10 protein-coding genes are annotated in these 16,020 nt (G+C 39.5%); 6 read left to right on the forward strand and 4 right to left on the reverse strand.

From position 1 onward, the window contains the following. Positions 1 to 447: 447 nt before the first annotated feature. The 4 genes from QT16_RS14395 to QT16_RS14410 all read left to right on the forward strand — a co-directional run bounded on the left by QT16_RS14395 (position 448) and on the right by QT16_RS14410 (position 5,199). Positions 448 to 2,895, forward strand: a complete 2,448-nt coding sequence (locus tag QT16_RS14395) for a M1 family metallopeptidase (RefSeq protein WP_039488857.1) — start codon at positions 448 to 450, stop codon at positions 2,893 to 2,895. Beyond that, entirely contained in the window at positions 2,895 to 3,389 is a 495-nt protein-coding gene (locus QT16_RS14400; RefSeq protein ID WP_039488858.1) for a DUF6702 family protein, read from the forward strand. Before QT16_RS14395 ends, QT16_RS14400 begins: the two co-directional genes overlap by 1 nt. A gap of 321 nt (positions 3,390 to 3,710) precedes the next feature. After that, a complete protein-coding gene (locus QT16_RS14405; RefSeq protein WP_002959195.1) occupies positions 3,711 to 4,328 on the forward strand; it encodes an HAD family hydrolase in 618 nt (205 codons plus the stop codon). Positions 4,329 to 4,473: 145 nt separating this feature from the next. After that, positions 4,474 to 5,199, forward strand: coding sequence for a YebC/PmpR family DNA-binding transcriptional regulator (locus QT16_RS14410; protein ID WP_002959197.1), 726 nt, complete (start codon positions 4,474 to 4,476; stop codon positions 5,197 to 5,199). A 210-nt stretch (positions 5,200 to 5,409) separates the two neighbouring features. Here QT16_RS14410 and QT16_RS14415 read toward each other — a convergent pair whose 3' ends face one another. Then, the gene (locus tag QT16_RS14415) at positions 5,410 to 7,599 is read right to left on the reverse strand and encodes a malate synthase G (protein ID WP_039488860.1); all 2,190 of its coding nucleotides are present in this window, start codon (positions 7,597 to 7,599) and stop codon (positions 5,410 to 5,412) included. Positions 7,600 to 8,002: 403 nt separating this feature from the next. On the opposite strand from QT16_RS14415, the gene QT16_RS14420 reads away from it, so the two are divergent. Further along, positions 8,003 to 9,604 carry an isocitrate lyase gene (locus QT16_RS14420; RefSeq protein WP_002959200.1) on the forward strand — a complete coding sequence of 534 codons (1,602 nt, stop codon included), beginning with the start codon at positions 8,003 to 8,005 and terminating at the stop codon, positions 9,602 to 9,604. Positions 9,605 to 10,466: 862 nt separating this feature from the next. Here the strand turns inward: QT16_RS14420 and QT16_RS14425 are convergent. The 3 genes from QT16_RS14425 to QT16_RS14435 form a co-directional block, all read right to left on the reverse strand. After that, positions 10,467 to 12,485 carry a S9 family peptidase gene (locus tag QT16_RS14425; protein ID WP_039488862.1) on the reverse strand — a complete coding sequence of 673 codons (2,019 nt, stop codon included), beginning with the start codon at positions 12,483 to 12,485 and terminating at the stop codon, positions 10,467 to 10,469. A gap of 155 nt (positions 12,486 to 12,640) precedes the next feature. After that, complete coding sequence (locus QT16_RS14430) at positions 12,641 to 13,375, reverse strand: 5-oxoprolinase subunit PxpA (RefSeq protein WP_039488865.1); 735 nt, start codon at positions 13,373 to 13,375, stop codon at positions 12,641 to 12,643. Between the two features lies 1 nt (position 13,376). Further along, entirely contained in the window at positions 13,377 to 15,188 is a 1,812-nt protein-coding gene (locus tag QT16_RS14435) for a glycoside hydrolase family 3 protein (RefSeq protein WP_039488867.1), read from the reverse strand. A gap of 476 nt (positions 15,189 to 15,664) precedes the next feature. Here QT16_RS14435 and QT16_RS14440 point away from each other — a divergent pair, with 476 nt between their 5' ends. Further along, on the forward strand, positions 15,665 to 15,982 hold the full coding sequence (locus tag QT16_RS14440; protein WP_441293227.1) for a GGDEF domain-containing protein: 318 nt from the start codon (positions 15,665 to 15,667) through the stop codon (positions 15,980 to 15,982). Positions 15,983 to 16,020: the final 38 nt, after the last annotated feature.

Here is a 16,020-nt window from a genome sequence, read left to right on the forward strand (position 1 = left end):
TTATCATTTATCGTAAAAATAGCGAATATTAAGGAAGTTCGGCAATATTTGAGCCAATAATTCAGCTGTTTTCACTGTATTTTTGTTCAGTAGAGTGGGCTTTTAGCTCATTTTACTTATTGCAAATTTGAGGCATTTATACATAGGATTATTGGTTTACCTGATAATGCTAAAGCAATACTTATTTAGCAAAGTAGGTAAAGTTAATGTGCTTTTTCCAAGCTCTAAAACTTGTATTTAATAGCTCAAAACCATTATTAAATCCCACTTTTGTAAACCCCCTTTACAGTTATTATTTATTCGTATTTTGTTACAAAATAATTGTACTTTTCAATCTAATAAACTAAGTGAACATCACCCTAAAAATACGGTACTTGGTCGCTAATTTATTGAAGCTAACTGGTATATTTGTCAAAGTATGCTCACAAAATTATATTAGGACTAACAATGAAAAAAATAGGTCTTACGCTAAGTGCTTTTGTATTGCCTTTGGCAATATCTAGTGCGGTTATGGCGTCTTCGGTTGAGCAAACAAAAGGTTCTTTTGTTGATAAATTTCGTCAATTAGACGAAGCGCTTCCTACACCCAACGTTTATCGTAGTGCCGCTGGCGAACCAGGTGAAAAATACTGGCAGCAACGTGTAAACTACGATATTGATGTAAAGCTAGATGAAAAAAAGCACCGTATTACCGGTAGCCAAAGCATTGAATATAAAAATAACTCTCCGCATACACTTAAATATTTATGGTTACAGTTAGATCAAAATATTTTTAAAAGTGATTCTATTGCCGAAACAACTAAAACGTTTAAAAGCACTTTAGAAAGTCTACCAGCTCAAAAGCCTGCTAAATTAAGTTTAGGTGACTTACGCCGTCAGCAATTTATGAGCGACAACGAACTGGGTTATACAATCAGTGGCGTAAAGGATGACGATGGTAAAGAGCTACGCGTAACTGTAGTTGATACTTTAATGCGCATTGATTTAAACGAGCCATTAAAACCAGGTAAAGAAGTAGAATTTAGCATGAACTTTGCCTTCAACATTGTTGAAGAAGATGCTTTAGGTGCACGTTCTGGTTACGAGCACTTTGAAGAAGATGGCAACGACATATTCTTAATTGCTCAGTGGTTCCCTCGCTTAGCGGCTTATACCGATTACGAAGCATGGACAAACAAGCCATTTTTAGGCTCTGGTGAGTTTACGCTTGAGTTTGGTGATTACGATGTTGAGATTACCGTTCCTGCGGATCACATTGTATCGGCAACAGGTAAGCTTGATAACGCGAGTAAAGTACTTACAAGTACTCAGCGCAAACGTTTAAAGCAAGCTGAAACATCTAAGCGTCCTGTGTTTATTGTTAACGCAGAAGAAGCGCTAGAAAACGAAAAAGAAGGCACCGACAAAACTAAAACGTGGCACTTTAAAGCGCAAAACGTACGTGACTTTGCCTGGGCGTCGTCTCGTAAGTTTATGTGGGATGCAAAGGGTTATCAGCAAGGTGGTGACGTTCAGCCTTTAGTTATGGCAATGTCGTTCTTCCCTAAAGAAGGTGGTGACTTATGGAAAAAGTACTCAACTGAAGCGGTAGTACACACAATGGAAGTGTACTCTAAGTATTCTTTTGATTACCCGTACCCAACTGCACAGTCGGTTAATGGCCCCGTTGGTGGTATGGAATACCCAATGATCACCTTTAACGGTCCGCGTACTAAGTTACAAGATGACGGTACTCGTACTTATTCTCAGGCTGAAAAGCGCTTTTTACTTGGCGTAGTTATTCATGAAGTTGGTCATATTTACTTTCCGATGATTGTGAACTCAGATGAGCGCCAATGGACGTGGATGGATGAAGGCTTAAACAGCTTTTTAGATGGTGTTGCTGGTCGTGAATGGGATCCTACTATTCCTTGGGGTGTTGAGCCTCGCGATATAGTGAGCTACATGAAGTCAGAAGTCCAAGTACCAATTATGACTCAGTCAGACAGCGTATTACGTTTAGGCCCTAATGCTTATACTAAACCTGCCGCAGCCCTTAATATTTTACGTGAAGTAATTTTAGGCCGTGACTTATTCGACTTTGCATTTAAAGAGTATGCTCAGCGCTGGAAATACAAGCGCCCTACCCCAGCTGATTTTTTCCGCACAATGGAAGAAGCTTCTGGTGTTGATTTAGATTGGTTTTGGCGTGGCTGGTTTTACACCACAGACCATGTTGATATCTCTTTAGATAAAGTATATCAACTACGTTTAGACACTAAAAACCCTGATATTGATTATAGCCGTTTACGTGATATTGAAGCAGATAAGCCTACGTCATTATTTGTTGAGCGTAACCGCGCCGAAGGTAAAAAAACATGGGTTGAGCAAAACCCTGATGTTACCGATTTTTATGACGAAAACGACCGTTTTACTGTAACCAATAAAGAACGTAACTCGTACAATAAGTTTTTGAAAGGCTTAGAGCCGTGGGAGCGTAAAACGCTTGAGCGTGCTTTAGAAGAAGATAAAAACTATTACGTTATGGAATTTTCAAACCTTGGTGGTTTGGTAATGCCTATTTTATTAGAGCTAACATATGAAGATGGCACGACTGAAGAGCGTTATATTCCTGCTGAAATTTGGCGTCGTAATTATAAAAACGTTCAAAAGCTGATTGTTACCGATAAAAACAAACCGCTTGTATCAGTTACTGTTGACCCAGGCTGGGAAACAGCTGACGTAGATGTTGAAAACAATAACTACCCTCGTCGTATTATTCCTTCACGTATTGAAGTGTTTAAAAAGGAAAAGAGTAAAGCTAAAGTAAGTCGCGATATCATGCAAGATATTAAAACAGAGCTTAAAACTGATGAGAAGAAAGACGAAAAAGATAACGGTGAGGAGCCGCAATAATGCGCTTTTTGCTTATTATTGTTTGCCTTTTAGTTGCTGCGCCGAGTATGGCGCATCAACTAAAATCGTCAGTTACAACCGTGCTTTTTAATAAACGAACGCATAATATTGAGTTAATGCATCGCTTTTATTTACATGATACCGAACACGCCGTAGGAACATTGTTTGAAGGCAAAATCGATATTATTAGTAATAAAGCCGATCAGCAACGTTTTGCTAAGTATGTTGAATCGCATGTTGCTCTACAAACGTTAAGTGGTGAACCTTTACCACTTAACTTTGTGGGAGCACAAGTTGATGGTAAGTTTTTTTGGGTTTACCAAGAAGCACCAATTCCTGAAAACATTGAAGGAATTAAAATGAGCAATGGCGCGCTTCGTGATTTATGGCCATCTCAGGTAAATATGGTAAACGTTGAGGGCAAAGGTAAGATTAAAACTTTAAACTTTGCACAAGATGATACTTGGCTCGAAGCCCGCTTTGAGCAAAATTAACAGTTAAAACTTCCCCAACCAACGCGCACTGCAGTTAATGTGCGCGTTTTCTTTATACGTTTAAACTGCGTTCATTTTTGATCTGGTATATGTAAATTTACGTAAAAACTGGTAGTTCAATTTGTATATTTACCATTTTTTGCGCATGCTACAACTACCAATTATATTTACTGTATTATCAATAGATTGATAGCAGTGCAAATAAATAATTTAAATATAGTTAGTTTCATTTATCCTTTTAGCTATAACTGGCTTGGGCATAAGCAGTAGAGAATTTTATGTTTAAATTTTATTTAGTAATAACTAAATTCAGGGAATGATATGACTACTCAGGTTGAGGCTATTTTTGGAGTAATTTTTGATTTAGATGGAACATTAGTTTCATCCGAACTAGATTTTACATTAATTAAAGCCCAAATAGGTTGCCCTTGCGAGCAAGACTTGCTTGATTACATTGCTCAGTTGCCCTCACCGTATATGCGTGAAGAGGCAATGAATATAGTTCACCAACACGAATTAATAGACGCACAACATGCCAGTATTTTACCCGGCGTGAGTGAAGCTATTAATGCTTTAAAGTCTAAAAATATACCGATGGCAATTGTTACTCGCAATTTTGATAAAGCGGCTGCAATTAAATTACAAAATAACCCACTTCCTATTAGTACTGTTTTAACAAGAAGCGATGCACCTGCAAAACCAGATCCCAGCGCTTTAAATGCTATTGCTACACTTTGGAACATTAATGCTAGAAACTTACTTTATGTAGGCGATTACCTTTATGATATTCAAGCTGCGCATAATGCAAATATGCGTGCATGTTTATACGCTCCAGAGTTAACGCCAGCTTACGCCGATCAGGCCGATTACGTTTTACATGACTTTGCTGACTTAGTGACATTAGTTGAGAGTTATTCTGAAAAAATAGAGTTATGTTAAATAGCATGTCATTTAATTTATTCTGAAATGAGTATGTAGTTATAAAAGTTTTTATTAATCAAGTTTTGCCCATTGCGGAGCTAGCCCAATACGTTTTGAATTGGTAAAATACCGCAAAACGTAACGTATTCATTAGGGGCACAAAATGGGCAGAGCATTTGTAGTTCGTCAAAGTTCTATGATCAAAACAGCCAATGCAAAAACAAAAGTAAACTCAAAGTACGGCAAAGAGATTTACGTTGCAGCAAAAAGTGGTGATCCCGATCCCGAAGTAAACCAAACACTTCGCCGTCTAATCGAAAAAGCTAAAAAAGACCAAGTACCCGCACACGTTATCGAAAAAGCAATTGAAAAAGCAGCCGGTGGCGCAGGAGAAGATTACTCTGTTGCCCGTTATGAAGGCTATGGCCCTGGTAACTGCATGGTTATTGTTGACTGTTTAACTGATAATCCAAACCGTACTATCAAAGATGTACGTTTACCATTTACTAAAACAGACTCAAAAATTGGTACTCCTGGCTGTGTAGCGCATATGTTTGATCATTATGCGGTACTTGGCTTTGCAGGCGATGACGATGAAGTCGTATTAGAAGCATTAATGATGGCTGATGTTGATGTAAGCGATGTTGAAGCCGAGGACGGTAAAATATCGGTATTTGCACCGCCAACAGAATACTTTAAAGCTAAAACTGCCCTTGAAGACGCATTTGAAGGCATTAACTTTGAAGTAGATGAAATTACGTTTATCCCTCAAGTTAATATTGAAATTGAAGACGAAGAAGTTATTGCTAACTTTGATAAGTTTATAAATATGCTTGAAGATTGTGACGATGTACAAAATATTTATCACAATGCCATTGTAAAAAATTAAACGTAAAAGTTTAAAAGCTTTAAAAAGCGTGTTTTGTGTATGCAAAACACGCTTTTTTACGTTTGAATAAATGTTAGATATTCATGTGTATTATGCTTATTTGAATATATATTTTTAAAATGCCTTAAAAGTGCTGTTATTCTAATTTTAGGCGATAAAAAACCAGCTTAAAAGCTGGTTTAGTACTTAATTTTAACTTTGATTAAGCAGTTAAAGCGTATTCGACTTTTGTGCTTTATATTTTATACGGTAGCTATGTAGTAGTGGTTCAGTGTAACCACTAGGTTGCGTTACACCCTCTAAAACCAGCGCAGTAGCGGCTTGAAACGCAATGCTGTTATTAAGGGTTTCTTCGCTTGTTGCCATGGGTGTATACGCAGTGTCATGCTCGTTTTGGCCATCAACCACTTTTGCCATTTTAGCCATTGTTGATTTTATTTGCGCTTGTGAGCACACGCCATTTAGCAACCAATTAGCCATATGCTGGCTTGAAATACGCAGTGTGGCTCTGTCTTCCATTAAACCGATATGGTTAATGTCAGGTACTTTTGAGCAACCTACGCCTTGATCAATCCAGCGTACAACGTAACCTAAAATACCTTGTGCGTTATTTTCTAGCTCACTTTGAATATCTTCTTTTGAAAGCGTTTTAGGGTCTGCCATTAGCGGCGGTGTAAGCAGGTCATTAAGGCTCGCAATAGTACGTTTAGCTATACTTTGCTGCTCAGTAAATACGTTTATATCGTGATAATGCATTGCATGCAGGGTAGCGGCTGTAGGGGAGGGCACCCATGCTGTATTAGCGCCTGATTTAGGATGAGCTTGTTTTTGCTCCATCATTAATGCCATTTTATCTGGCATTGGCCACATGCCTTTACCTATTTGTGCTTTATGACTTAAGCCACAAGCAAGGCCAATATCGACGTTGCGATCCTCATAAGCTTGTATCCATGGTTGCTGCTTAATCTGTGCTTTTGGAAGCACAACGCCCGCTTGCATAGAGGTATGAATTTCATCGCCTGTTCTATCTAAAAACCCGGTATTAATAAATACAACACGCCCTTTAGCTGCATAAATACACGCTTTAAGATTTACAGAAGTACGGCGTTCTTCATCCATAATCCCCATTTTAAGCGTGTTTTTAGGTAAGCTTAGCGCTTCCTCTACTAAGCTAAATAAAGTGTTAGTAAATGCTACCTCTTCAGGGCCATGCATTTTGGGTTTTACTATATTAATACTTTGCGCGCTTGAATTTTTTATACCTGTTTTTTTATTTAGGTCGTGCAGGGCAGCAGTGGCTGTAAACATCGCATCCATAATGCCTTCAAACACCGGTTGATTAAACACATCGGTAATAGCAGGGTTCGTCATTAAATGGCCAACGTTTCTTACAAACATCATGCTACGGCCTTTTAAAGTAACGGTGCCGCCATCAAGTGCGGTGTATGTTTTATCACTTTGCAGAGTACGCTCAACAGTTTTATCGCCTTTTTTAAACGATTCAACTAAGTTACCTTGCATCAACCCAAGCCAATTTTTATAAACTTGTACTTTATCTTCTGCATCTACCGCAGCTACTGAATCTTCACAATCCATAATGGTGGTAAGAGCGGCCTCTAGCACTACATCTTTTAAACCAGCCTTATCAGCTTGGCCAATAATGTGGTGGTGATCGATATGTAGCTCTATGTGTAAATCATTGTTTTTTAATAACACTACAGTTGGGTTTTGTGCTTCTCCTTGATAGCCAATAAGCTGAGATGGGTTAGCTAATGTGGTTTGAGAGCTGTCACGCAAGGTTATTAAAAGTGCGCCATCTACTACTGAGTAATTCGTGCTTTCTATATGGGAGCCATTGGTCAGCGGCAATGCTTTATCTAAAAACTGGCGAGCGTAGGCCATTACCTTAAAACCACGAACAGGGTTGTAGGTATTACCTTTTTCAGCCCCGTCATCTTCGCTTAACACATCAGTACCGTATAAAGCGTCGTATAACGAGCCCCAGCGAGCGTTAGCGGCATTAAGTGCAAAGCGTGCATTACTTACAGGCACAACCAACTGAGGCCCTGCTGTAAGGGCCACTTCGGGCTCTACATTTTGGGTTTCAATTTCAAAGTTGGCAGGCTCTTTTACTAAGTAACCAATATCTTGCAAAAAGGCTTGGTATTTAGCGCTATCCCAGGTTTTATTAGCAAGATGGTAGTCGTCTATTTGCTGTTGAAGCAGCTCTCGCTTTTCAAGCAGTGCCTTATTAATAGGGGTAAGTGTTTGAACGATATGTGCAAAACTTTGCCAAAATTGTGACTCACTTAGGTGAGTGCCTGGTAGCAATTGATTTTTAACAAAATCAGCGAGTTGTGTGTCTACGCTGAGTCCTGAATGTGTGAGAGTGTGGGACATAGTTGCCTTCCTTTAAACGGTCGCGATGTTGTTGTGTGCTTATGCGTAAGGCAACAATAACTCAAAAAGGCAATGTTGAGTGCTTTTTAGCCATTCACAAAATGTATAGCCACAATAACAACTATAAATTTACTAAATCTAGAAAAGGAGCCTAATGTTGAATTAAGCGAAACGGAGCACACACTCCTAGCCACTCTCACAACATTAAAATAATTTATACCAATCTGCTTATATATGGGGTCTATTTAACGTTAAGAAAATTACGCTAGAGCTAGGCAAAAATTTTTGTATCTAGTTATTCTAAATAAAAAATTTTTAACGACGTTATAGTGCAATTTAATTCGTTAAATTGATCAAAGATTTATGCAGGTTGGTATTACACACTCGTTCGAAGGATTTTATTATGACAACATATCAACGCGAAACCGACACACTCTCTACTCTTTGCCAAACACAAGGCAGCGCATGGAAAGCTATTAACCCTGAATACGCAAGCCGCATGCGTTTACAAAACCGTTTTCGTACAGGAATTGAAATTGCGCAATACACAGCAGACGTAATGCGTGAAGATATGGCTGCATATGACGCCGACACAAGCCAATACACGCAATCTTTAGGGTGTTGGCATGGCTTTACTGCCCAACAAATGATGATGGCTATTAAGCGCCATCAAAAAACAACTAAACGCAGCTATGTATACTTAAGTGGCTGGATGGTTGCAGCGCTTCGCTCTGCATTTGGTCCGCTGCCAGATCAGAGCATGCATGAAAAAACATCGGTACCTGCACTAATTGAAGAAATTTACACGTTTTTAAAGCAAGCAGATGCACGAGAACTAGACCACTTGTTTAACGACCTAGATGAAGCAAAAGCGAACGGCGGCGATGTTCAAGCTGTTATTGATAAAATAGACAACTTTGAAACCCATGTTGTGCCAATTATTGCTGATATTGATGCCGGTTTTGGTAACGAAGAAGCAACTTACTTACTGGCTAAAAAAATGATTGAAGCCGGTGCATGTGCCATTCAAATAGAAAACCAAGTATCTGACGCCAAACAATGTGGTCACCAAGCGGGTAAAGTGACCGTTCCACACGAAGACTTTTTAGCAAAAATTAACGCAGTACGTTACGCCTTTTTAGAGCTAGGTATTGATAACGGCATTATTGTGGCACGTACAGATTCATTAGGCGCCAGCCTTACTCAAAAAGTACCTGTGTCGCAAACACCTGGTGACTTAGCAAGCCAATACAATGCATTTTTAGAAACTACGCCAATTAACGGTGTTGATGATTTAAATGAAGGTGATACGGCAATGAAAATTAATGGCCAGTTATGTAAACCAACTCGCCTAGATAACGGTTTATACCAGTTCCGCGAAGGCACTGAAAAAGACCGCGTTGTATTAGATTGTATTACTAGCTTGCAGTCGGGCGCTGATTTACTGTGGATTGAAACAGAAAAACCACATGTTAAACAAATTGCAGAACTGGTGAATCGTGTAAAAGAACACGTGCCAAATGCAAAACTGGTATACAACAACTCGCCTTCGTTTAACTGGACGCTTAAGTTTCGTGAGCAAGTGTATCAAGAGTGGGAAGAAGCAGGCCGTGACCTTAGTGCTTACCCAAGCCTTGGCGATAATAAAGGCCTTATGGCACCAGAAATGGATGCAACAGAGCTTGCACAAGCAGCCGATTTACTAGTGCAAAACTTCCAGCGCGATGGCGCACGTGAAGCAGGTATTTTCCATCACTTAATTACTCTGCCTACGTACCATACAGCTGCGCTAAGCACTGATATTTTATCAGAAGGTTACTTTGGCGATATGGGTATGCTGGCTTATGTACGTGATGTACAACGCCAAGAAATTCGCCGTGAGCAAGCTTCAGTTAAACACCAAGACCTAGCAGGGTCTAACATGGGCGATACACACAAAGAATACTTCTCTGGTGATAACGCGCTAAAAGCCGGTGGTGAAGACAACACCATGAACCAGTTTTAATTCCTAACTAGATAGTGTTACTCAAGGGCCAATAGGCCCTTTTTTATTGTTTTAAACAAAGTTAGAACATTGAAGCATAGTTACAGATCAGACTTTAACTAGGGCGTGTTGATCTTTGTGGATTGAAATTTGTTCAAACTAGGGGCGATTAAATCGCGGCGCGAGGTTTGTAACCTAGTGGGCTAAGTAAAAACCGAGCAAAGCTTCCGCGTCCTGCTCACGCCCCTTACCTACATCCATGTAGGCAACAAAGAGTTTATCGTCCCTAGAAAGAACCCAAAGGGCAGCGCATGTTTGGTATTTATGCTACGTTATCGCCTATTCATGGGGAATAACCACACTACATAAGCTCCGCCTTGCCTAAAAACCAAACATACTGCAGCAAATTAACCCACCAAAGTTCAACACGCCCTTGCCAAATCATGTTGGATCACTATTTAACTACCTGAGTGAATTTACAGATCAGAGTTTAACTAACCTTTCATAAAACGGCATATTTGGGGTGATTTTGCTGTAAAAAGCGTTTACAACAACTTTAAAAGGCAGGTAAGTGACTGATTTTTGCTTTAATAGACAAACTTAGCGAATTTATAAACCGATTTTTTACTAACTTCTCCGTGCGATAAAACAAAATTTTACTAACTGAGAGGCTATAAACAGTGACTCAAACCGATTTTTTACCAACTCAAGTTACAAAAAATGCTATAAACCGAAATTTTACTAACTGAAGTTTTAGCTAAGTCCGATATTTAACTGTCACAGAAGTGTAAAGGGGGTTTACAGTTTGAATACTAAGTCGGTAAACATAAAAGCCACTTATTTGAAGTGGCTTTTATTTGAGCTATAAATTTTTATTCAACGTTTATTTAGTGTATTTATCAAACCACCATTGAATATAAGCTACTTTAGTCATTAAGTTTGATGGGCGAGCTGTAATACCATGCGATGCATTAGGAATGCGCACCATTGCAGTATCAACGCCTTGTAGTTTTAATGCCTGATAAAACTGTTCAGTTTCTGAAATTGGTGTACGGTAGTCAGATTCCCCAGTGAGCAACATAGTAGGAGTTTTAACGTTTCCAACATAACTAATAGGCGAGCGTTTCATGTAATGCTCAATGTGATCCCATGGTTTTCCTGGAAACCAGTAATCAGCAAAAAACGGGTAAAAATCGGCAGTTAGTACAAAACTGATCCAATTAATAACCGGTTTGGCAACTACAGCCGCAGCAAAGCGATCTGTATGACCCACAATCCAAGCTGTTAGCACGCCGCCGCCAGAACCACCGGTTACAAACAATTTAGACTCGTCGATAAAGCCTTTCGCTATTAGCGCATCAACGCCCGTCATTAAGTCGTCAAAATCGTTACTTGGGTAATTGTGATGAATAGTTTGTGCAAACTCTTTACCGTATGAATCACTACCACGTGGGTTCATGTATAAAACGACATTACCTTTGGCTGCAAACAGCTGAATTTCAGCGCTAAAGTGCGGGCCATAATTAGCGACAGGGCCGCCGTGAATTTCTAGTATTAGCGGGTATTTTTTGCTGCTATCAAATTCTGGCGGGTAGACAATCCACCCCTGAATAGGAAGCTCATCGTGGCTTGATTTAACCCAAATTTCTTCCACTTTAGCCAAAGTTTTGTCGCCCAGTGCATCTGCATTAAGGGTAGTTAAACGCTGCGCTTTACCGCGTTTAATTGTTGCTATATCAGCAGGGCGCTGAGTATCGGCAAGGGTAAAGGCTACCTCACCATCTTCGCTTACATCAAAGTCGCCACCGGAATAAGGGCGACCAAAGGCAACGCTGCCAATTTGGGTTGTTATTATTTTACGCTTGCCACTGCGTGGTTGATAGGCGAGGGCGGTTTGGCCTTTATCAGCGTAACTAAAGTACACACCTTTTGAATTGGCACTCCATTTTATTTGACCTACGCTACGATCAAAGTTTGGCGTTAAGCTAGTTGTGTTACCTGTTTTTAAATCACGAATATAAAGCTGAGCGTTTTCGTAGTTAGTGCGTTTATCATCGTAACCTGTGTACACTAAGTAACGACCATCGGGCGATACTTTAGGCTGCTCATCAGGACCATTTCGATCAGTAATTTCAGTTATATTTTGTGTGGCTAACTCGAGTTTATAAATTTCACTATTTGTGGGTTTTAGCTGGTTGTTTGTGTGCCTGTTCGCAGAAAAATAAAGTGATTTACCGTCTTTACTAAAACTTACATCGCCCGCGTTATCAAATTCATCATCAGTGAGTTGTTTAGCATTACCACCGTTAGCATCTATGGTAAATAGCTGACTAAAACCTTTTTGTGTGTACCCGCCACCATCTGAACGGTAATACACATCATCAATAAATTTGGCGGGCTCTGCCCAGGTTGCGCCTTTTGGTTTACCTGGTAAGCTCACTGGCGCTGAATTAGCGCTTGGAACAAACATGCTAAATATTAATTGGTTAGAATCAGGGCTCCATGTAATCGAACGTGGACTACTCGTTAAGTTACTAATTTTTGCCATAGCACCTGTTTTAAGCCATTTAATATATATTTGGCTGCTGCCATCGCGGGTTGATATAAACGCAAGGCGTTCACCATCAGGAGAGAGTACTGGCGAATAATCCATATGTACGCCAGAGGTTAGCGGCTGCATTTGTTTGGTTTTGTAATCAACAGACCAAATATTACCCACTTTGCGATCTGTTTTTATATCCATGCGGTTACGCACAAAATAAACAGTTTTACCGTCTTCGGTTATATCTATTTGATTAGCATATTCTAAATTAAACACGTCTTGCAGTTGTAGTGTATTTGTTTCAGCGTAGGCTAAATTGCTACAGCCTAAAATGAGGCTAAGTGTTATAAGCTTTTTCATTTTTATCCCTGTTGTTACTTTTTTTAATTTGCTAAGTAGTTATATGTTAGGGATTATTAAATTAACAGTGGGATGCGATGAAGCTCTTATTTAAATCTATGAGTTAAAGCTGTAAAGGGGGTTTACAGCTTCTATTTGTGGTTGTGTAAAAGTATTTAGTTAGCTGAGTTACACAGGGCTTTTATGTCTTTTATAAGCGCTATGCCATCAGCGTTGTCGCCATGTACGCATAAGCTATCGGCGTTGAGCGTTAGTTTTTTTCCAGTTCGTGTTGTCACGCTGCCATCGGATAAAAGCTGAGTTACTTGTTTTAGTAATGCAGCTTTGTTGTGAACGCTACCCTCAAGTGTTCGTGACACTAAATGCCCGTCGTCGGTGTACTGCCTATCGGCGAATGCCTCGAGTATTAGATCAACTCCTGAGCTTTTAGCTATTTGAATGTGCTTATTGGCATTTTTAGTCGCTAAAATCATTAGCTTTAAATCTATTGGGTAGCTGGCAATTGCATTTATAACGGTTTGTAATATTTTATCATTTGCCATCATGTCGTTATACAGTGCGCCATGGGGTTTTACATAGCTAAGTGTTAAACCTTGTACTTTTGCCATACCCTCGATAGTGGCTATTTGATAATGCAGGCAATTTGTAAGCTCTTTTTCGCTAAGAACCATTGAGCGCCTACCAAAGCCCTGCTTATCTGGGTAGCTTGGGTGAGCACCAATTTGTACGTTATGTTGCTTGGCAAGAGTGAGCGTGCTTGCCATTACATCGGCGTCACCTGCATGAAACCCACACGCAATGTTAGCCATATCAATATGTGGCATAACGTCATCGTCTAGCCCCATTTTCCACGCGCCAAAGCTTTCGCCTAAATCACAATTGAGTTTCATATTAGTGCGCCTTTTGCGGTTTTATTGTGACAGGTAATACGCCGTTAGCCGGTGCTTCTCCTAGTAACACTTTTGCAAGTGCGGTAAAAGCAGGGCCAGATACAATATCGTTTTTATCTACATCAATATTATATGCATACGATGCAAGTACAGCATTTGCATAATCGCCAAATTTAGCAATGTCGTAAGGTGCTCTTAGGCTTATAAATACAGTGCTTTTGTTTTCTTCTTTTGCCACTTTTAATAATGACTCAAGTGCTTTTGGCTGCTCCGCATTATTAAGTGCAAAATTTGAATCATCTTTTAAATCATCCATACCGCCAATTTCGACCGCACTTTGATTAGGTGTTGCATTACCGGCTATAACTACATCAGCAGCGTGTATTTGTGCTTTTGCGAGTGCTGGGTCGAACCCTTGTAAACTACTACAACTATAGTTAAGTTTTTGCTGGCTGATAGCTTCAATCGCTTGCTGCATTGCCATACATTTACGCGTGTCGGGCATAATAATATGAACATTACTTCCTGCTTTTAAATTAAGTGGCAAAGTACTGTTATTATTTTTAACCTGCGTTATTGCCTCTACAGCAAGCTGCGCTTCTATTTCGCGATGTGCTGCACTGCCAATTGTTTGCTTTGCATTTATGAGCGCGGTAATAGGGTCAAAATTAGTGCTTAATCTAAATTTATTTTTAAGTGCAATTATACGCTGTGCCGATTGTGCTATTTCTTGCTCATCAAGTTGGTTTGATTTAACCGCTGCAACAAGATCTTTAATAAGATCATCGAGTTTATTTAAATCATCTGGTGTTCTAATTTCAATAGGCATTAGGGCAATGTCAGCTCCAGCGGCAAATGTATTTATTACCGCTTGAGTTGGTGTGAAGAAGTTACTAATACCAGCCATATCAAGCGCATCAGTTACTACAACTCCTTGGTAATTAAGCTCGCCACGTAAAATATCAGTAATGATTGCGCGCGACATTGTTGCCGGTTTTATCATAGTTTTGCCATTAACACTTATAAACGTTGTGCTATCGAGCGCGGGATATTGAATATGCGCCGTCATTATCATTCCTGGGTTTTGCTTGGCGATAATGTGTTTAAACGGTGCTAGGTCTTGCTCGTAAATAACTTCTTTTGCGTGGTTTACTTTAGGCAAACCCGTATGGCTATCTACGTTTGTATCGCCGTGACCCGGAAAGTGCTTTAACGAGGTAATCACGCCATTGCTTTCAAATCCTGCAACCTGTGCGGCGCCCAATTTACTCACTAATGCTGGGTTTTCACCAAACGAACGAACGTTAATAACAGGGTTATCGGGGTTCATGTTTACATCAACCGTGGGCGCGTAGTTTACATTTATACCCAGCGAATTTAGCTCTTTACCTATTACTGTTGCTGTTTTTGTCGCAAAGCTTGTACCGTGTTTTTTGTAGGTTGCGCCAATCGACATATTACCGGTAAATGAGGTGGCAACATCGCGTGGTAAACGCGCTACACGTCCGCCTTCTTGATCTATTGATATAAATAGCGGCAGCTTACTACTGGATTTACTTGCAGCTGTTTGCAATTGGCTATTAAGCGCAATTGTTTGCTCTATCGATTGAGTGTTTTCAGAAAATAAAATTACCCCACCAATATCGTATTTTGCAATAGCGGTAGCGAGCTCATTAGGTAACTCGGTCATTGGAGTTCGGCATTTATTACTTACTCCTTGCTGGCAGAAGTAACGAAAGTCGAGTATTAGCTTTTGCCCAAGTTTTTGTTCAAGAGAAAGCACGGGTTTAGCAAGCGAGGATTGTAATGGCATTAAGCACCCAGATAAAAAAACGATAGACGATACAACATACTTATTTAGCAAAACGCTCTCCAAAGCAAAGGTTTAGTCGTATTTATGTTATGCAAATATTTGTTTAGCTTAACTACTTTTGTAAACAACCGCAAAAGCGATTGTTATAAAAGCATTTAATTAAGTCAGCTAGCCTAACTAATGAACACTTAAATGGGTATAATACTTAACTTCGTATAATACGCGCTGAATATTGTGCTTTAGGATGCAAGCTTTGCTATATAAATTATTACCTGCTTTAAACTTAAGATTTCTTATATTGCTACTCGCATTCTCTGCAGCACTGAGTACATTGGTAGGGAGTTTTTATTCTACCTATCAGGTTCAAAAAGAGTAGTTAACAAATATTTTACTTAACAGATACGCACAATAAAAAAGCTTAAAAGGCCTACCTAAGCAGCTTATGCTAAACCCCATTCACTATATTAGAAACTGATATAGACTTTTTAAAACGTGTTAACGACTTTGTTGGACAGGACAAAGACGAAATAATATCAAGAATCGGCGGTGAAGAGTTTGTCCTAGTGTTACCTAATGAAGATAGCCAAAGCGCTTTTAAAATTGCTGAGCGTTTACGTAAAACAGTAGAATCAACAGAGATGGACACTATCGGCTTTATAACAATTTCTATTGGGATTTCAACTTGGCCTGAGCACAGTAACGACATAGACCAAGTTTACAAATGTGCTGACAAAGCACTTTACCATGCAAAAGAACATGGCCGTAATCAGTGCATTGTTGCTGATATTAGCTAACCACTGCTTAGCTAAGTAATACTTTGCATTGAACTTAA

Source organism: Pseudoalteromonas distincta (assembly GCF_000814675.1).
GTDB classification, from domain to species: domain Bacteria; phylum Pseudomonadota; class Gammaproteobacteria; order Enterobacterales; family Alteromonadaceae; genus Pseudoalteromonas; species Pseudoalteromonas distincta.